This is a genomic window from Ferruginibacter paludis, from assembly GCF_030409685.1.
Lineage (GTDB): Bacteria > Bacteroidota > Bacteroidia > Chitinophagales > Chitinophagaceae > Ferruginibacter > Ferruginibacter paludis.
Map to the genome: position 1 here is coordinate 81,322 of NZ_JAUFQJ010000006.1, position 17,765 is coordinate 99,086.

Sequence of the window (17,765 nt, forward strand, 5' to 3'; positions counted from 1 at the left end):
ACATTTGAGGCAAGTGAAGACTAAACGATGCCGACCTATACTCTTTCTAACTGGATTGTAAAATATTTTGTTATGGCTCGTAAACTATCTTACCATTTTAAATAGCAAAACAATCACAACCAAAACCCCATAGTTTATCCCAACCCTGCACCCAATGCATGTGCCCGGGTAAGTGACCGCTGTGACTATGAGTATGAGAAGTGTAAGCTTGCTTTGTTTCCAATGGTTTTGCTTCCTGCGTAGTTCCCGGAATATTATAATAACCACCAAAGAGTTTTACAGGCGACCACCCCGGACTTACTGGCAAAGCAGGTGGCGACTCCTTACTAAATTCACCATCTGCATAAACTATTTTACCTCCCACTATTGTAAGCGTAGCTGTGATTGTCTTTATTTCTGTTTCAGGGATATTAAAATAATCATGCGAAAGAACCGTCAAGTCTGCCAACATGCCTAGTTTAATCATTCCTTTTTTTGTTTCCTCACCTGTTAGTGTTGCACTTCCGACAGTGTAAAGCTTTAATGCTTCTGTTCGGTTTAGCAAATTATTTTCATCATACATTGCAGTGCCACCCACTGTTTTGCCTGTTATCGTCCAATAAAGAGAAACCCAGGGATTATAACTTGATACACGGGTTGCATCGGTGCCATTTCCCATTGGAATTCCTAAGTCAATTATTTTTCTTACAGGTGGCGTTTGTTTAACAGCATCACTTCCATACCTGTTTATAAAATACTCACCCTGAAAAGCCATTCTGTTCTGAATCGCAATACCACCATTTAATTTTTTAACCCTTTCCAGGTTAGCCTCTGAAATAGTTTCAGCATGATCAAAATTCCAGCGCAATCCTTTAAAAGACTGGTAGCTGTTTACTTTTTCAAACACATTTAAAAACCGGGAGATACTTTCATTGTAAGTGGCGTGAAGCCTGAATGGCCAACTATGTGCCACTAAAAGTTCAACAACTGTTTCTAACTCAGATTCCATAATTGGTTCAAACCCGGGCCGCTCCTGCAAAAAATCTTCAAAATCCGAAGCAGAATAAACCAATGTTTCTCCTGCACCATCCAGTCTTAAAAAATCATGCTCTTTATTTACATCATTCTCATCAACCCATGTTTTATAATCATTGTATTCTTCACCATTTTTTTGAGTAAATAAATTATATGCGATTCTGACCGTCATCAAATCATTATCTGCAAGTTGCTTTATTACTTCATAATCTTCGGGGTAATTTTGAAAACCACCACCTGCATCGCTTACACTGGTAAGACCAAGCCTGTTTAATTCTGACATGAACTGACGGGTAGAATTTAACTGATCCTGATAAGATAATTTAGGGCCTTTGTTCAAGGCATTATATAAAATAAATGCATTGGGTTTAGCCAAAAACAATCCTGTAGGATTACCTGCCTTATCCCTTTCAATACATCCACCTTTAAAATTATCAGGTGTATTTTTATCGTAACCAATGGCCCTTAAAGCAGCAGCATTTAATAAAGCACGGTCGTATAAATGCATGATAAAAACAGGCGTATCCGCTGCTACATCATTCAACTCTTTTAATGTGGGCATCCGTTTTTCTTTAAACTGGTACTCACTCCATCCGCCTATTACACGAACCCACTGCGGTGGTGGGGTTTTTTCTGCCTGAAGCTTTACCATATTCAGTGCATCTGATAAAGATGTAACACCATCCCAACGCAATTCCATGTTATAATTTAATCCCCCCCTTATTAAATGAATATGACTATCATATAAACCCGGTATGGTAACTTGATTATTAAGATCAATAATTTTTGTATTTACGCCCTTGTAGGCTTCAGTTTCTTTTGCCGAACCAACTGCAATGAACTTTCCTTTACCAATTGCTACACTGGTAGCAATTGGTTGACTATCATCCATTGTATAAAATTTACCATTTACCAGGATCATGTCGGCAAAGGTGGTAGTAGTCTCTGTGGGCTGCATATAATTAATTTTAAGCTTGATATTTTGACAGTGCAATATCTATCCCTGCTATTGCATCCGGCTCGTGTGTTGCGCCTGCCAATATTTTAAACGAATTCATTTTTATGGCTTTAACATTACTTGACAACAGGGCTTTGTACTCATCCATTACTCCTTCTGTAAAAGCTGTTGCAACTTCTGCTGCACTAAAAATTAATACACCAGCATCTCTTACTTCTGGTGCAAAAGCAATATCATAAAAGGAAGAAATCATCGCCTTATGCAGGGCTATACCTCCAACAATCTTCACTTTATCTAAATTAAAAGACTGTTTTTCACCCAGGCCAATCAGCATTACATTTTTTGCCGGAATGGTGTTTTCTGGGGTTTTAAATAAAAACACGTTACCCGTTTTACCATCGAAACTGCCATCCGTTCTAAACCTCATTACAAGACCCTTCAAGCCATCATTCAATTGCTTAGCACCACCAATAAGTTCCGGCTCACCAGGTTCATATTCAAAAAACCCAGCAATGACTAAATCGGCTTCCACGGCTCCCGGACCTTTAACAAGAGCAAAAATATTGAGTGGATTTAGTAATGTTTTGTTTGCCATTTTATATAGATTTAGATAAAATAAAAGCAGTTAAAAATCCCGATACTGTTATTAAACCAGTATAAGTTTGTGTATCTTCATACGCTTCTGGCATCATGGTAATAGAAAGCATAGACAATATAGCGCCAGCAGCAAAAGCAGTAATTGTTGCATTAACAGCATCTGGAAAATTAAAGAAAAAAGTATATCCCGCCCAGGAAGAAATGCTAGATAAGACTGCTATGATTGTCCAGATTGAAAAAATGAAAAATTTACTACGGCCTGCCTTTTTCATACCAGCTGAACTTGACAAACCTTCCGGAATATTGGACAGGAATATTGCTAATACAGTCACTATCTCAACAGCTCCCCCTTTTATCATACCAATACCAATAGCAATAGATTCCGGCACTCCATCCAATAATGCACCCATTGCCAATAACACACCCCGTTGGTCTTGTGGTAATTCTGTTACCTGCTGATCACCTGATCGTTTCCTGTTTTTTGCCCCGTTACCAGTCAATAAATTATTTGCAACGGTATATATCAAAGACCCCATAAGGAAACCTATAGCAACTGCATAAAATCCACCTTGTTTGCGAGCCTTGTCCATTAATTCAAAGGCAATAGTAGAAATTAATACACCGGCTCCAAATGCCATAATAGAACCTATTATCTTTTGTTGGATTGGAATATAATAACCTATTAATGCACCAATCAACAGCGCAGTACCAGCTACCATACCCCAAAAAGCAGCCATAAACCAAAGTGGAAAAGTGAATAAATTTGTCATTTATATCCAATCATTTATAATAAAAAAGCCGACGTATTACCATCCCTCATCTTTACTCTATTATTTTATTAAACTATGCCAGATTTAATATAATCAGCAACTAAACACTTTCCGCTTACATACAAAATCAACCGAGATTAAAATCCCGATATAGTCATACTTTACTTTAAATTTTCAGTCTTCATTATAAAACAATAATACTCTTGAAAACAAATTTGTTATTATCAGTCTCAATGATTTTCTACAGTCCAGTCCCCAAAACTGCAGCTTCAATTACTGCTGCTACCTTTTTTGATTGAGACATAAAAACTGCATGGCTGCCATTAATTTCTGTAACAATTGACCCTGCACGCTTGTACATTTTTCTTTCTATAGTTGGATTGATACTTTTATCTTCAGTTGCCACTACAGCGTAAGTGGGTTTGGTTTTCCATGCGGCCACTGTTACAGGAGTCGTAAAACATTTTACTGCAATTGCACCTTGTGAATCGTACATAAAGTCTGCTTTTTCTTTACTTAAATCACCAGCAAAACCTTTATGAAATTTTTCTTTGGAATAATAAATCAAACCATTTTCATCGGGTAGCATAATTCCATTCTCTGGTGCAGCCGGTTCTGATGAAGCCAACTGTCCGGTAGTTTCACCTACTTCAGGTTGAAAGGCTGCTATGTAAACTAATCGTATAACTTTTGGAGAAACACCTGCTTGTGTAATAACAGTTCCCCCCCAGGAATGCCCTACAAGAATGGCCGGCCCCTGTTGCCTTTCCAATGCATAATTTGTAGCGGCCACATCATCTTCCAAAGAACTCAAAGGGTTTTGCACAATCGTTACATGGTATCCTTTTCTTGTAAGTATATTGTAAACTTCCTCCCAACCAGAACCATCTGCAAAGGCTCCGTGAACAATTACAATGTTGTTTATTTTTTCCTTTGTCTGTGCCTGTGCAGGTTGCAGCAACCACGACGTGCAAAAAACAATTAAACTCAATAAGGCTACACCAACTTTTAATTTTAAGGAATAGATTTTTGTTTTCATTGATTTATTTTTTATTTTCAAAATTATTATGAGTAAGAAAAGTGCGTTATAAATTTTCGGTTCTTTTTATACAAAGATCACACAGACATCTGCTATGCAATTGTCTATTGAACTCATTTTCTTTGATTGTTTAGTTCATTTATTAAGTAATCTTAGAACAGGGAAAAGGCTCAACTGATTTAGAAGAAATAAATTCAGCTTTTAATGCAGAGTGGGAAAGAAAAACTCAGCCTATACTGAATATCGCAGAGTGTTTTTGCGAAAATATCTAAGTAGGTATTCTTGAAGTTCTATATAAATTTTAATTATCCAAATCCAATATCTGAAGAACGTTACAGGTATTAAAAGAAATATTGCCGCAGAAGACATTTTAGCTTATAAAAAAATACAGAAAAGCAAAATAAGTTTTATGAAAAATTTTGCCCGGTAATTTCTTCAGCCTTTTTCCATAATTTGTTTGCTAAAATGCGATCATTTGCCAGAGCGCTGGTAGCTGTATAGGCCGGATAACCGCTAAGTCCATTTTCCCCATCAGGTCCGTACAGACCGCCTTTTTTAACATCTTCAAACACTGCAGCATACAAGGTAGATAATGCACCCTGATCACTTGGCATTATGACTCCGAGCCGTTCGATTGTAGCAATGTAAATTTCCTCACTCATGTACCTCGATAAGTTAGTGTTTGTTAAACCTGGATGTGATGCGACAGACAAAACTTTATCACCCCATTTATCAATCCGGCGTTGTAACTCAATACTAAATAATAAGTCAGCCAATTTACTTTGAGCATATTCACGATTTGCTCTATAACCTTTTTCCATTTTGAGATTTTCGAAATCAATCTGGCCACTTAGATAAGCAAGACTAGTTACGGTAATTACCCTCGACCCTGCGGTAGCTTTTAACAAAGGATAGAGGTATGCTGTAAGAGAGAAATGTCCCAAAAAATTTACGGCAAACTGTAATTCATACCCCATTTCTGTTTTTGTTGCCGGTGGTACCATTATACCTGCATTATTAATCAGCAAGTCAAGAGAATGATGATTCTTAGAAAAACTTTCAACGAATTCTTTTATAGACTCCGGTTTAGATAAATCCGCCACACCAGCTTCCAATATTCCATTACCCCTGGATTTTAACATTTCAATAATTGCATAATTTGCTTTAATCTGATCCCTGGCAACAACTGTAACTGAAGCTCCTACCTGATAAAGTGCCAATGCAGTATCAAATCCAATTCCTGAATTTGCACCGGTAACGATTACCGTCTTTCCTGCCTGATTCCCGATATCTTTTTTTGTCCACATAAAACTTTATTTTTTGACATAAACTACAGCAAGCCAAACCTGCTCACCTTTTCATATTCTAATTCGCCAACCGCTCTCAATCTTTTAAACAAACTGGATAAATGAACTGGTAAATCTCCTGGTTTCATTTATGTTAGAAACTGTCCATCCTCAACCCTAGGTTCATCAATGTACGTTCCGCCTGCATCAATAATTTCAAGTGCCTCTCATGGATAGAAAAATTCTATACCCTCAACGCTATCTGCTGTCAGAATTATTATTCTGCCAGATTTTTTTGTTGTCAGAGCAATCGCTGCCCGGATATCAAGTACTGAATCATTATTTATACCTTACATGTTTTCATTTTAAATATTTTCTAAAATTGAAGATTAAAGACGAAATTCATTACGCTAATCCGTTCATTTATTTTGACTAAATAAACCATCGGTCTTATTGTAAGCTTCCCCGTTTTTGTAGCCTTCCCATATTTAAATGCATTGAGTTAATTTAAAAATTTTCGAAAAAAAGATTTCATATCATTCCCGTTACCTGCCTTGACTTAATAAATAAATAATTTTGGAGCTTATGGACAAAACACAAACATGCTTACCATTATATTTTTGCAAAGAATAAAAAAACTGGAATTAAATGGATAATAAAATACCATCAATTACCGGAACATCCAGGGTTATGGGTGAAGAGCCTGTTATTTTTTTTGTATGAGCATTATTATATAACCTATGCTGCAAGAAAAAGGATATATGGTGGGTATGTTATTGTTCCTCAAAAACTATTGTCTTACAAACAGTTTAACAATTTTATGCGGAGTCAGATTAGATAAAATATAGCCCAGGAAAATAATATTTTTTACACTTCTTTATAAAAAATAATGATCGCAGATGAAAATAAAGCATAGTCTAAAAAAAGACACGACAGGAACAGGAATCTTATCCGCCACTTCAGAATCCAATAACTTACTTAATAATAATGATGAATTAAAGAAGATAGAAGCAATGAGGCATATTCCTAACATGGAAGGGGTTACTACTCCTGAGGTAAATTTTTTATTACACAAAGCAAATTCGAGAGGACATGTTGACCATGGCTGGTTAGAAAGCTACCATACTTTCAGTTTTGCCAATTATTACAATCCTGAAAGAATGCACTTTGGTGTGTTACGTGTGTTGAACGATGACCGTGTGGATCCTGGTAAGGGATTTGGAAGACATCCGCACGATAATATGGAAATTATTTCAATTCCACTGGAAGGAGACCTTAAGCATGAAGATAATATGGGAAACATAGCCATTATAAAACATGGCGATATACAAGTGATGAGTGCTGGCACCGGAATTTTCCACAGTGAATACAACAAAAACGAGGACCAGCAGGCCAAATTTTTACAGATATGGTTGTTCCCAAGAACAAAAAACGTAGCACCCCGATATGATCAGGCATCCTTAAATATCAATGACCGTCGCAATAACCTGCAGCAGATACTTTCCCCGGATAGCAATGATGCAGGTGTGTGGATCAACCAGGATGCATGGTTTCATATCGGACAATTTGATAACGATTTTAAAATTGATTATAACTTAAAAAAATCTACTAACGGAGTATATGCTTTTGTAATAAAAGGCAACTTCAGCATTGCCGGTATCGAACTTAACCAACGGGATGGATTGGGCATATCGAATACAAAAAAAATATCACTAAAAGCAAATTCCGCCGATGCTGAAGTATTATTAATGGAAGTTCCTATGACACTGGGCTGATGTTATTCTGTCAATTTTTGCTCAGGTGAAAATCAAAAGCACCAACAGGTAACGCTTATTAAGTGGAGAGTTTGGTAAGCGATGAAATAGGATCATGTCAGAAGTACAATTAATTAAACAATAAGATATTTTATGCATACTATTAAAAAAGCCATAACCAAATATCCGGTTTTGGATATAATAAAAAAGAGGTGGAGCCCAAGAAGTTTTTCGGATAAAGCTATAAGTGAAACTGATGTAAAGACAATCATTGAAGCAGCCTCCTGGAGTTTCAGTGCCCTGAACGAGCAACCCTGGCGGTATGTCGCTGCGTTCAGAGGGACATCTCTTTTTGATTCCTTCTTTGACTTGTTGAACGCAGGAAATAAGAACTGGAACAACAACACTTCAGTATTAGTGCTTAGCGTCCTGTCGAACATTTATTCCAATGACGGCACCGTAAATACGTATGCTATGCACGATACGGGAGCCGCAAACATGTTGCTTACCCTACAGGCAAACAGCATGGGAATTTATACACATTTAATGGAAGGCTTTTCAAAAGAACATGCCCAAAAATTACTAAATCAGGGAGATGAAATAAAACCCGTTGTAATGATTGCATTAGGTTACCCGGATGTAGCGGAAAAATTGGATGAACCATTTAAAACCAGAGAACTTTCCCCCAGATCACGAAAAGATATCAATGAAATTTTACTTGAGCCACAACTACCATAAACAGAGTTAAATGAAAAAACAAATATTGGTAATCGGCAGGCATGGAGAAATTTTACAGACTGTTTTAAGACTTATCAATGCCAATGAGCAATGGGAAGCCAAAGGTACTTTAGAGGACGCGGAAGCCATAAGGATATTTGACAGGTTCAGCTTCGACCTGATATTGCTAACCAATGGTATTTCAGAACATTGTGAAAATAGCCTGCGTTTGTATTTCACAGATAAAAGGCCAACAGTTAACATTGTACAGCATTATGGAGGCGGCAGCGGATTATTGACTACCGAAATACTACAGGCGTTAAGTGAACCTGCAGTTAGCGCTTCAAGCCATCAAATAAAATAGATTTACTTAAACTACCCAATTGGTAATATCAGCAGAAAATTTATATAACTCATATAGAACGTTTAAGCTTCTCCATTCTTCGGCCAATTGAGTTTAGAGTTAAGGTGGAAACTATGTTGTGAAGAACAATGTGTTTATACAGTTTCGTCAAGGATTCTAGATGGTATATTTCTCACCAGCTTGATCTTTTTGGATTCACTAAATTCGACTTGTATCGCTACTCCGTTATCACTTTCAATTTTACCACCCATTGTAAACACCCGAGATGGCTACGGATTGTTTTTAAAAATCTGTACCATTACATTTGGCTTTTCAATTTTAAAACGTCATTATGATAAATCAATCTGTAAAGCACCTGCGCCGTTCAGAAAAACAAATCCGGTGTTGTTGGATCACCAGCAGGCAAAGAACCTTTCCGTCACGTCTTTTTGCAAAGTACACCATATTCATAAACTCTCCTTAAACAATTGGCGCAATAAATGTAGCCCGGTGGTCAAAACCAATTCATGAATTTGCTCCGGTAACAATTACAGTTTTTCCTGCCTGATTCCCGATATCTTTTTTAGTCTACGTAACCCGCATGTTTTTAAAATTCAGTTTTAGATGGGGCCCGCTTATGCTAACCCCAAATCACCAGCCCTCACTTTACTTTAAGTGATGTCACTTTCATTGATTTTATATTTCCAATTTTTGGCTAATTGTTTGGATCCCATAATTACTCAAACAACTATGCTATTTAAGTGAGTCAGTGCCTTCCAAATTTTTAACAATCCAGCGTCAAACCAATTATTCACTTTCACCCTAACAACCGCAATCAGGATTCAATTCTGGCAATAATCCACTTGCTAAAAGAAATTCATTAAATATTCTATGCTGCAATAACCCAGATTAAAATTACTGTCAGTTTTTTTCTCCAATCCAAAACACTTCATTGTTTCTGAGAATAAGCTTCAGACTTACGGATTGCATAGTGTACGATTGTGATTTTACAGGAGTGAAGGGCTGACGTTATATTTTTGATTAATGATACACTGTGAATGAAATAGATTACAGAATGTTTTCCCGGGGCAAATTATTAGCTCACTACAGTTCTATTTATACATCAAAATCCCTTATTTATCTATTCTTACAGATGCCGTTTGGAAATAGATTTGCCTAATTTCTTTTTCAAATTTTTGGTGTTCGTATTCCGCGGTTACAAGACAACTGTTTTATAACTACCGTTCAAAAAAAGTAAAAAAATCACTTATGAAACCATATTTAAGCAAAGGAGAAGCAACTAATCACCTGCAAAAAAGAGGGTTTAAAGAAGATTTTGAATTATTCGGGACCGATTTGCTTTGGAAACAAAGGAACATTTTTTTACGGCCATGGGAATTTTACATTGTCGAGGCCCATCGCTTCCTGCTGTCATATAAAAGTGAATTGGTAGTATTCGCGATAAAGGCAAGAGGAAATTCAGTCAAAGGTATTTTGATCAATCATTACAAAAGAAATAAAGATAAAATACCGCCGGTGATTAACCGAAAGTTATTGGAAATGGATGTCAAATATTTAAACGAGGAATACGATTATCTTTATCAGTTTCATAACTGAAATACAAGTCTTCAATTAACATTTGGAGTTAATTCGTCAGAGTATTTTCACTTTTGCCAACAGGCGTTGCATTCTGTAAATAATATTAGATCAGGTTAATCACCGTATTCAATGCTCGACAAGAGACAAATTCCCTTCCTTTATATCGTCATTAAGTGATTTCCATTTGATACGAAGTTGGATGTTCCCACCTGGTAATATTTCCGGCACAAACTTCCCAGTCCCTGTAATCAAAACCGGCTTGGTAGTGCCGTGGTGAAAACCCATTTGCACACTCCCTTCCTGCTCAACAAGCGCTAGGATCTGCCCCCTTACAATTCTGTCCCCAGAATAATTTGAAGAAAGTATGTTGCCTGTTTGCCTGAATACAAAAAAAGTTTCTTCACTGAAGTCGCCACTTGCGTTATTATTATGGGGCGAAAATATTTTTCCGTTATGGTTAATCATAAATAATAGATAGGATATTGATATAAAGATATTCGTAAATAACTGTCTTGGCTTAATTGCGATAATTGTCCGTATCGTAAAAAAAATATTGCCGCAATATCACATTGCACAGACAAAATAGCTCACCCAATTTTTAACAACACATCTTTTTCGCCAATCCGTAACACTATATTTTGTAATTGTAATATGATAAAAAAGCCACCCAAAGGCGGCCAAAAAAACGAGTTTTTTATAAATGGAATTCACAGGAATAACTGACTTGTACAGTGCAGTCCAATGAATTCGCTCAAAGCCAATATGTATAATACAAATGTCATTTTAATTTATAAAGCACCCTTAAAGTCAGCAATTGATTTCTGTCAGCAGTTACCTGCTTGCCTTCAAATGCAGGCTTGAAGGCATATTGATAGGTTAGGTCAAAAGTCGTTTTATGCGTCGAATATCTAAATCCCCCGACAAACCTGTAATCCATCTTCAACGGGGTCACATGGTAGATATTTTCAGATGCAGCAGCCACAGCTCCCATAAAAGTATTTTGCGGCACATTGGCCTGCCTCATCTGAAAATCATATTTATCAATGGATTCTTTACTGTTTGAATTTAATAATACCGATGCCTGGAGGCCGCCCTCAACCGACCATCGTTTTCCCATTTTAAGGCCGGCCAGCAAAGGTATGTCTGCATAATATAAACCGGTGTACCTGGTGACCTTGTTGTAAAACTGAATATTGTTGGCAGTATCATTCAGGTAAACCGTTTTGCTTACGCCTTGACCACTAGTTGTTACCACAGAGCCTGCCGTTAAACCAATGCTTATGTAAAAATTAGAAGAAGCTTTATAGAGAACTTCTGTAGCAGGAAATGGCTGCAGGCTTTGCCGCTGGCCGGGTGTTGCATTTACAGCAGCACCAACAGAAAATTGCAGTCTATTTTTGCTCTGTACCTTATTGCTTTCTTCGCCTGAAGGCCGCATGGCTCCCGCCTCCGCAATAAAGGGGCGAATGATATGAGGTATTGATCTGAAGGGTGAATTTTGAACAATGACACCTTCCTCATGCATTAAATCAGCATGCTCAATTCTTATCAACTCATCTGCCGTTTCTCCCGGTAGCAATGGCTGTTCTGTAGTGTTTACATTTACCCGCACATCTAGTTCTTTGCCTGCACCAGTTTGATGTAAGTGTTCTTCAAATTTTGATTTGCGACCAGGTTGTACTACTTGTTGTTCCTTTTGAAAAGCATTGAGGGCTATGGTTTGGGTTGAATTTGCCATGTAGTTATTTCGCGATGCAAGCTGAAAAATATTGTCATGAATGACCAATGAACTCATTAATAATAATCCTGTCAGGGAAGCAACAATTCCTATCCAGACAATTGAAAATCTGTTTGTTTTTTTTACAGGCAGGTTCTTATCCAGCAAAAATTTCAATTCGCCCCAGCCGTACTCCGGGGAGTCAAATAATTCATCACTATTATGTAAACGTCTACTCATATGCTGCGATCTTTAGAAAGTTTAAATTGCATGGACTGCTTTAATCTTTTCCTGGCTTCTGATACATGCCATCTGCTGGTTGACTCCGAAATACCCAGCTTCTCCGCGATCTCTTTATAATCATAGCCGTCAAAAGCAAAAAGATTGATGACAATCCTTGTCATAGAAGGCAGTCCATTCAGATGTACCGCCACTTCTTCCATACTATAATTAAAGTTGAGCTGGAAGTCTTCATTACCCTGTTCCTGAATATTATCGATGTGAACTAGCTGTGTGCCTTTTTTACGGTTGCGGGTGTGATCAATTGCAGTATTGATAATGATGGTTTTAAGCCAGGGCTTAAAGTCGCCCAGTTCGCAGCTGTACCTTATAATATTGGTAAATGCTTTTAGAAATCCGTCATTTAAAATAGTGAGGGCATCGTGGGGATCTTCGGTATACCGCTTACATGTTACAAACATATCCCTATAAAAACATTTGTAAATAGTTTCCTGCGAATAGCGGTCATTCAACCTGCATCCTTCAATATGTATGTATAATTCGTCCTGACTCACCAATATTTTTGACCGGTTTCAATGGTATGAAAACACTGCAACTTTCCGTTGATGAAAAGCTGCAGTGTGTGTTAATTAATGTTTAAAAGAAATCGTCTTAACTATTTTGGTGGCAGGATTTGTACTATCTGTGTAGCGCACTACAAGAGAGCTATCATTTAAAGTAACTACTTTCCATGAAGCATACTTAACTGGTGCAGTGGATGAAAGCTGGATAGAATCAGCTGCAAGTTGGTAAGCCCAGCTTCCTTTTGAGTAACGGAATGCAGTAGAATCGCACTTAACTGCACCGTCCTGGAAATCATAACCATTATTGGAAAACTGAATAATATCATCGCTCATACAGTCTTTGTAAATGGAACTGTCAGCTGAAGGTTGCCCTGCTTTGGGAGTCGTAATGGCCTTAATTTTCCAGGGAATCATTAGTTTGCTTACTTTGTCGGGAACTGCCGGTGAATCATCTTTTTTACACGCAGCGAAGACTACAGTGGCAATTAAAATAATTATGGCAGATTTGAATATGCTGTTTTTTATCATGTTTTTTGTTGTTATAAAAATGAAATAATGTCCCGGGATGTTTGTACACTTACTGGTACGATTTATTATGACGGTTTGTTGGGACAGTCTGTAATTATTAAAAAAAATATTTTAAGAGACCACAGTTCGTTGACAATTGCTCCTGCATCTTTCAATTTGTACCAAAGTATAGGGGAATGAACTGCCAATGGAAACAAGACCAATTCCGCAGAGAAAGATAAAGATAACCTTCAAGGGGGTTCATCAATATTAAATAAAATTAATTGACCGGGCGATAGACACAAGATGCTGTTGCCTTTAAAAATGATCCAGGTCAACTTTAAGTTAGCAAACGCCCTTTGTTATCCAAAGAATAACGTATTGTAACAACTGCATCGTGCGCTCAAATTCAAATGCGCAGTCTGCCTGCATCATAGCAAGGTTATATATTTCAAAAGGCATCGCCATTGATTTTTCAGTTTCCTTTCTCTAGTTAGATTCAAAAATCGACTTGGGCTCAGTTGAATTTTTGGTGATGTAACTCATAATAGTAAGTTTTGGTGCTGAATCTTTATCCACTATTCAGCCAACTTAAATACCGGAATACAACACGTTGAAAACAATTTCTCTACCAATAAAAAGGCTTCGATTCGCTAACGCTATTTCGTCATTTAATGAATAAAATAATGGGATTTCATCAAAATATGCTATTGGTTGAAATGATGATACGAATCATTAAATGTTGGACAATTCACGGCAAACTGTGTATGATTTACTCTTCTGTGTGAATGAATGGGATTTTTTTTACCGCCATTTATACATACACTACCCGTAACGGGACAATTTTTATAAGGCCTGAAACATTCAATTTTACATATGCCAATTTGTATCCAACAAATGGTAGTTAAGGTGTAAGAAATACTATCGTAAAACCTCAGACTTTTCAGCAGCTTTATTTAAAATTGAATGAGCAGGATAAGCAAAATATTTCAATACTTTTTGATTACAGGATCAGTTATATGCAGTAATTTATCGACTGCACAAACCGTCATAAAAGGTACTATCTCTAACAGTGCCACACATCAACCTATGCCGTTTGTGAGCGTGTATTTTAAAGGTGGTAAGGGTATCTCCAGCGCGGAAGATGGTAGTTACAAATTGAGTACCATCAACAGCAAATTAACACAGGTGGAGTTTTCTTACGGCGGCTATAAAAAAATAGTACGGCAGGTAGAAGCAGGCAAAGAAACGGTGCTGGATATTGAAATGGAACAACCGGTGATGAACGCTGTGGTGATTAAAACCAAACGAGGCAAGTACAGCAATAAAGATAACCCGGCTGTGGAACTCATCAGAAAAGTGATCGATAATAAAGACAGGAACAGGATCAGCGCATATGATTTTGTGCAGTACCGGCAGTATGAAAAAATGGAATTGTCGCTCACCAACAAGCCGGAAAAACTGATGAAAAATAAGCTGCTGAAAAACTATGTTTTTATTTTAGATAACCAGGATACAGACAAGGTTGCGGGCAAAGCACTGGTACCTGTTTACCTGGAAGAAACTTTGTCAGATAAATATTTCCGTAAAAATCCTGACATGCAAAAGACCTTTATCACCGGCCAGAAAAAGGTAAATTTTGGTGAGTTTGTAGATAACAATGGCATCAGCAGTTATGTAAATAAATTGTACGCAGATATTGATGTGTATGAAAATAATATTACCATTTTAACCAACCAGTTTTTAAGCCCGGTCGCAGGTTCTGCACCTACCTTTTACCGGTTTTATATCCGTGATACGGTACAGGAAGATGGCATTCAACTGGTGCGCTTAAACTTTATGCCCCGCAATACCAGCGACCTTTTATTTAAGGGTACGTTATACGTTACGCTGGATGGAAATTTTGCCGTGCAAAAGCTCAACATGAGCGTAAGTAAGAACGCTAACCTCAACTGGACAAGAGGCCTGCGTATTAAACAGGACTTTGAAAAAGGTATTGATGGCAGGTATCATCTTGCCATAAGCAATATGCTGGCAGAATTTGCCTTCAGCAAAAATTCAGATGGTGGTATTATGGGCGAACGTACCGTTTCATTCAAAAACTTCGTGGTTAATCAACCTGCCCCAGACAGCATTTATAAAAGAAAAGAACTGGCTTTGGGTGATGAACCACCAGCAGCAAGCGATAGTTTCTGGATAACCAACCGGCACCAGCCGCTTACGGCAATCGAAGCAAAAGTGTACAGCAATATCGATAGCCTGCAAAACATGAAATCGTATCGCCGTTTTATGGATATCGCAACGTTGGTGCTTGCCGGCTATAAATCCTTTGGTGGCTATGAAGTAGGTCCGGTAAATGCTTTTTACAGTTTTAACCCGGTAGAAGGTTTCCGGATACGAGCAGGTGGCAGAACAACACCGAAGTTCAGCAAACGCATCTATCTGGAAAATTACCTCGCTTACGGATTTAAAGACCAGCAAATAAAATATTTTTTGTCAACAGCATATTCGCTGAACAAAAAATCGATTTATACTTTCCCGATGAACTATGTAAAACTGAGTTACCAGTACGATACAAAAATACCGGGACAGGAATTACAGTTTGTACAGGAAGATAATTTTTTGCTCTCTTTTAAAAGAGGCGACAATGATAAATTTTTATACAACAATATTTTTAAAGCAGAGTATGTGCGGGAGTTTGGTAAAAATATTTCCTACACGTTTGGATTTAAAAACTGGAAACAATCACCCGCCGGCGCCATTACTTTTGATAAAACGGTGAACAATGAACTGGTGACTGTAAAAGACATCACCACCACCGAATTATCTGCAGAAATACGCTGGGCGCCGCATGAACAATTTTACCAGGGTAAGGTTTACCGCATCCCGATTTTTAATAAGTACCCCATTTTTAAATTGCGTTATATCGCCGGTGTAAAAGGCTTGTTCAACAGCGAGTACAATTACCATAACCTGAACCTGAATATTTTTAAAAGGGTGTATTTTTCACAATTAGGTTATGCTGATTTTTCTGCAGAAGGCGGGTATATTTTTGGCAAGCTGCCTTACCCGCTGCTTACCATTCACAGGGCCAACCAAACCTATGCCTACCAACTTAATTCGTTTAACCTGATGAATGCGCTGGAGTTTATCAGCGATCATTATGCCTCCGCAAACATGGATTATTATTTCAACGGTTTTATCTTAAATAAAATTCCGCTGGTAAAAAAATTAAAGCTGCGGGAAGTGGCAAGTGCAAAAATTCTATACGGTGGTGTAAGGGATGAGAACAATCCTTCGACCATGCAATCTTACCTCGATTTTCCAAAGAATAATACCACCGGCGAGTCAACTACATTCGCCTTAAATAGCGAACCATACATGGAAGTAAGCGTTGGATTAGCTAATATATTTAAATTACTGAGAGTCGATATTATCAAGCGGTTGACTTACCTTAATAATCCTATTGTTAGTATATGGGGAATCCGTGGACGATTAAAATTTGATTTTTAAAGTAACCGAATTAACATAAGATAATATCAAGTGGAATCATTTAGATTTTCTTAAGATTTATTTACCTTTACCGAAATTGATAGTTCTTAAAATCAAATTGAATATCGGTGTGTAAAAAGGTGAGTTCTTGGATTTTAATTTTAATAATTTACTGAATATCAATAGGAAAGTTGGCAGGTTCGAATCCCTAACTCTCCGCTGAAACTCACTTCAAATAGCAAAAAAGCCAGTAAAATGTACATTTTACTGGCTTTTTTTATGCTTTCCACCTCAATTTATATCATATAATATCAATCTGCTGGTGACCATTCAGGGGGCCATAACATTTTTTATCTTGGTCACCAGAATCGGAGCTATCCCTTTACCAGCAAAGGATTCCGTTTTTAAAATATGCAAAAAACTGATAGAAATTAATTGATAATTAACTAAAAAAAGGAGGCATAAAATGACACACACTATCCATGCTTTATTTATACGCGAATTACGCGCACTCAAAAGGATGGGACCGTTCCGGTTTACCTTAGAATTTACATCAATGGCAAACGCCTGGAACAATCCACCAACAAATATATTGATCGATCAAAACGGTATGCAAGTCCCGGACAAATGAAAGGAAATTCAGCTGACGCCAAAATGCTGAATAATTATTTAAATGCACTCAGAAATAAGGTATACACTTTCGAAAGAGAAATGATACTGGACGGAAGTGAAATCAATTTTTAAACATTTAAAGAGAAATGGTTAGGTGTTGCGGAGAAAAAGCATATGATCATAGAAATATTCCGCGAACACAATGAACAGGTGAGTAAACTGGTGGGAAAGGATTTTGCTGCAGGCACTTAGCAACGCTACAAAACTTCCCTTGATCATACACTCAACTTCATAAAATGGAAATACAAGATGCCTGACCTCGATATTACCAAACTGGATTATGGTTTTATCAGTGGCTATGCTTTATGGCTAAAAACTGTGCGGCAGTGTAATCATAACAGCACAATGAATACCTGGCCAATTTCAAGAAAATTGTTTTGCTCTGCCTTAAAAATGGTTGGATCAGTAAAGATCCTTTCTTTGGGTTTAAAATTACCAGCAGGAAGTTAAAAGGCCCATTTTGACAGAAATTGAATTGCAGGAAATAATATCCAGAA

General features: G+C 37.3%; 16 protein-coding genes. 7 read left to right on the top strand and 9 right to left on the bottom strand.

The features are described 5' to 3' along the window. Positions 1-97: 97 nt before the first annotated feature. From QWZ08_RS10900 to QWZ08_RS10920, 5 genes are all read right to left on the bottom strand, one after another. A complete protein-coding gene (locus QWZ08_RS10900) occupies positions 98-1,972 on the bottom strand; it encodes an amidohydrolase (protein WP_290337438.1) in 1,875 nt (624 codons plus the stop codon). A 10-nt stretch (positions 1,973-1,982) separates the two neighbouring features. Beyond that, entirely contained in the window at positions 1,983-2,567 is a 585-nt protein-coding gene (locus tag QWZ08_RS10905) for a M17 family peptidase N-terminal domain-containing protein (RefSeq protein ID WP_290337439.1), read from the bottom strand. Position 2,568: 1 nt separating this feature from the next. Next, positions 2,569-3,339, bottom strand: coding sequence for a ZIP family metal transporter (locus QWZ08_RS10910; RefSeq protein ID WP_290337440.1), 771 nt, complete (start codon positions 3,337-3,339; stop codon positions 2,569-2,571). Positions 3,340-3,580: 241 nt separating this feature from the next. Next, positions 3,581-4,378 carry an alpha/beta hydrolase gene (locus tag QWZ08_RS10915; protein ID WP_290337441.1) on the bottom strand — a complete coding sequence of 266 codons (798 nt, stop codon included), beginning with the start codon at positions 4,376-4,378 and terminating at the stop codon, positions 3,581-3,583. 407 nt (positions 4,379-4,785) lie between these two features. Further along, positions 4,786-5,685, bottom strand: a complete 900-nt coding sequence (locus tag QWZ08_RS10920) for an oxidoreductase (RefSeq protein ID WP_290337442.1) — start codon at positions 5,683-5,685, stop codon at positions 4,786-4,788. 878 nt (positions 5,686-6,563) lie between these two features. Here QWZ08_RS10920 and QWZ08_RS10925 point away from each other — a divergent pair. The 4 genes from QWZ08_RS10925 to QWZ08_RS10940 all read left to right on the top strand — a co-directional run bounded on the left by QWZ08_RS10925 (position 6,564) and on the right by QWZ08_RS10940 (position 10,095). Next, on the top strand, positions 6,564-7,439 hold the full coding sequence (locus QWZ08_RS10925) for a pirin family protein (protein WP_290337443.1): 876 nt from the start codon (positions 6,564-6,566) through the stop codon (positions 7,437-7,439). A 132-nt stretch (positions 7,440-7,571) separates the two neighbouring features. Then, on the top strand, positions 7,572-8,156 hold the full coding sequence (locus QWZ08_RS10930; RefSeq protein WP_290337444.1) for a nitroreductase family protein: 585 nt from the start codon (positions 7,572-7,574) through the stop codon (positions 8,154-8,156). Between the two features lie 10 nt (positions 8,157-8,166). Then, positions 8,167-8,499: a hypothetical protein gene (locus tag QWZ08_RS10935; protein WP_290337445.1), complete on the top strand. Its 333-nt coding sequence runs from the start codon at positions 8,167-8,169 to the stop codon at positions 8,497-8,499. 1,248 nt (positions 8,500-9,747) lie between these two features. Then, the gene (locus QWZ08_RS10940; protein ID WP_290337446.1) at positions 9,748-10,095 is read left to right on the top strand and encodes a hypothetical protein; all 348 of its coding nucleotides are present in this window, start codon (positions 9,748-9,750) and stop codon (positions 10,093-10,095) included. Positions 10,096-10,203: 108 nt separating this feature from the next. Here the strand turns inward: QWZ08_RS10940 and QWZ08_RS10945 are convergent, their stop codons facing one another. The 4 genes from QWZ08_RS10945 to QWZ08_RS10960 form a co-directional block, all read right to left on the bottom strand. Next, positions 10,204-10,542: an avidin-fold protein gene (locus QWZ08_RS10945; RefSeq protein WP_290337447.1), complete on the bottom strand. Its 339-nt coding sequence runs from the start codon at positions 10,540-10,542 to the stop codon at positions 10,204-10,206. Between the two features lie 313 nt (positions 10,543-10,855). Beyond that, on the bottom strand, positions 10,856-12,034 hold the full coding sequence (locus tag QWZ08_RS10950) for an outer membrane beta-barrel protein (RefSeq protein WP_290337448.1): 1,179 nt from the start codon (positions 12,032-12,034) through the stop codon (positions 10,856-10,858). Next, positions 12,031-12,588 (bottom strand): RNA polymerase sigma factor, encoded by a 558-nt coding sequence (locus QWZ08_RS10955; RefSeq protein WP_290337449.1) that lies wholly within the window; start codon positions 12,586-12,588, stop codon positions 12,031-12,033. Before QWZ08_RS10955 ends, QWZ08_RS10950 begins: the two co-directional genes overlap by 4 nt. A gap of 75 nt (positions 12,589-12,663) precedes the next feature. After that, positions 12,664-13,125, bottom strand: coding sequence for a lipocalin-like domain-containing protein (locus tag QWZ08_RS10960; protein WP_290337450.1), 462 nt, complete (start codon positions 13,123-13,125; stop codon positions 12,664-12,666). 945 nt (positions 13,126-14,070) lie between these two features. On the opposite strand from QWZ08_RS10960, the gene QWZ08_RS10965 reads away from it, so the two are divergent. The 3 genes from QWZ08_RS10965 to QWZ08_RS10975 all read left to right on the top strand — a co-directional run bounded on the left by QWZ08_RS10965 (position 14,071) and on the right by QWZ08_RS10975 (position 17,718). Continuing rightward, a complete protein-coding gene (locus tag QWZ08_RS10965; RefSeq protein WP_290337451.1) occupies positions 14,071-16,617 on the top strand; it encodes a DUF5686 family protein in 2,547 nt (848 codons plus the stop codon). Between the two features lie 525 nt (positions 16,618-17,142). Further along, positions 17,143-17,340: a hypothetical protein gene (locus tag QWZ08_RS10970; RefSeq protein WP_353960484.1), complete on the top strand. Its 198-nt coding sequence runs from the start codon at positions 17,143-17,145 to the stop codon at positions 17,338-17,340. A 177-nt stretch (positions 17,341-17,517) separates the two neighbouring features. Beyond that, the gene (locus QWZ08_RS10975; RefSeq protein WP_290337452.1) at positions 17,518-17,718 is read left to right on the top strand and encodes a phage integrase SAM-like domain-containing protein; all 201 of its coding nucleotides are present in this window, start codon (positions 17,518-17,520) and stop codon (positions 17,716-17,718) included. Positions 17,719-17,765 lie beyond the last annotated feature (47 nt).

What these genes read in the sequence shown, in the direction of transcription:
- QWZ08_RS10900 (WP_290337438.1), bottom strand. Translation starts at nt 1,972, where the DNA reads ATGCAGCCCACAGAGACTACTACCACCTTTGCCGACATGATCCTGGTA.
- QWZ08_RS10905 (WP_290337439.1), bottom strand. Translation starts at nt 2,567, where the DNA reads ATGGCAAACAAAACATTACTAAATCCACTCAATATTTTTGCTCTTGTT.
- QWZ08_RS10910 (WP_290337440.1), bottom strand. Translation starts at nt 3,339, where the DNA reads ATGACAAATTTATTCACTTTTCCACTTTGGTTTATGGCTGCTTTTTGG.
- QWZ08_RS10915 (WP_290337441.1), bottom strand. Translation starts at nt 4,378, where the DNA reads ATGAAAACAAAAATCTATTCCTTAAAATTAAAAGTTGGTGTAGCCTTA.
- QWZ08_RS10920 (WP_290337442.1), bottom strand. Translation starts at nt 5,685, where the DNA reads ATGTGGACAAAAAAAGATATCGGGAATCAGGCAGGAAAGACGGTAATC.
- QWZ08_RS10925 (WP_290337443.1), top strand. Translation starts at nt 6,564, where the DNA reads ATGAAAATAAAGCATAGTCTAAAAAAAGACACGACAGGAACAGGAATC.
- QWZ08_RS10930 (WP_290337444.1), top strand. Translation starts at nt 7,572, where the DNA reads ATGCATACTATTAAAAAAGCCATAACCAAATATCCGGTTTTGGATATA.
- QWZ08_RS10935 (WP_290337445.1), top strand. Translation starts at nt 8,167, where the DNA reads ATGAAAAAACAAATATTGGTAATCGGCAGGCATGGAGAAATTTTACAG.
- QWZ08_RS10940 (WP_290337446.1), top strand. Translation starts at nt 9,748, where the DNA reads ATGAAACCATATTTAAGCAAAGGAGAAGCAACTAATCACCTGCAAAAA.
- QWZ08_RS10945 (WP_290337447.1), bottom strand. Translation starts at nt 10,542, where the DNA reads ATGATTAACCATAACGGAAAAATATTTTCGCCCCATAATAATAACGCA.
- QWZ08_RS10950 (WP_290337448.1), bottom strand. Translation starts at nt 12,034, where the DNA reads ATGAGTAGACGTTTACATAATAGTGATGAATTATTTGACTCCCCGGAG.
- QWZ08_RS10960 (WP_290337450.1), bottom strand. Translation starts at nt 13,125, where the DNA reads ATGATAAAAAACAGCATATTCAAATCTGCCATAATTATTTTAATTGCC.
- QWZ08_RS10965 (WP_290337451.1), top strand. Translation starts at nt 14,071, where the DNA reads ATGAGCAGGATAAGCAAAATATTTCAATACTTTTTGATTACAGGATCA.
- QWZ08_RS10975 (WP_290337452.1), top strand. Translation starts at nt 17,518, where the DNA reads ATGCCTGACCTCGATATTACCAAACTGGATTATGGTTTTATCAGTGGC.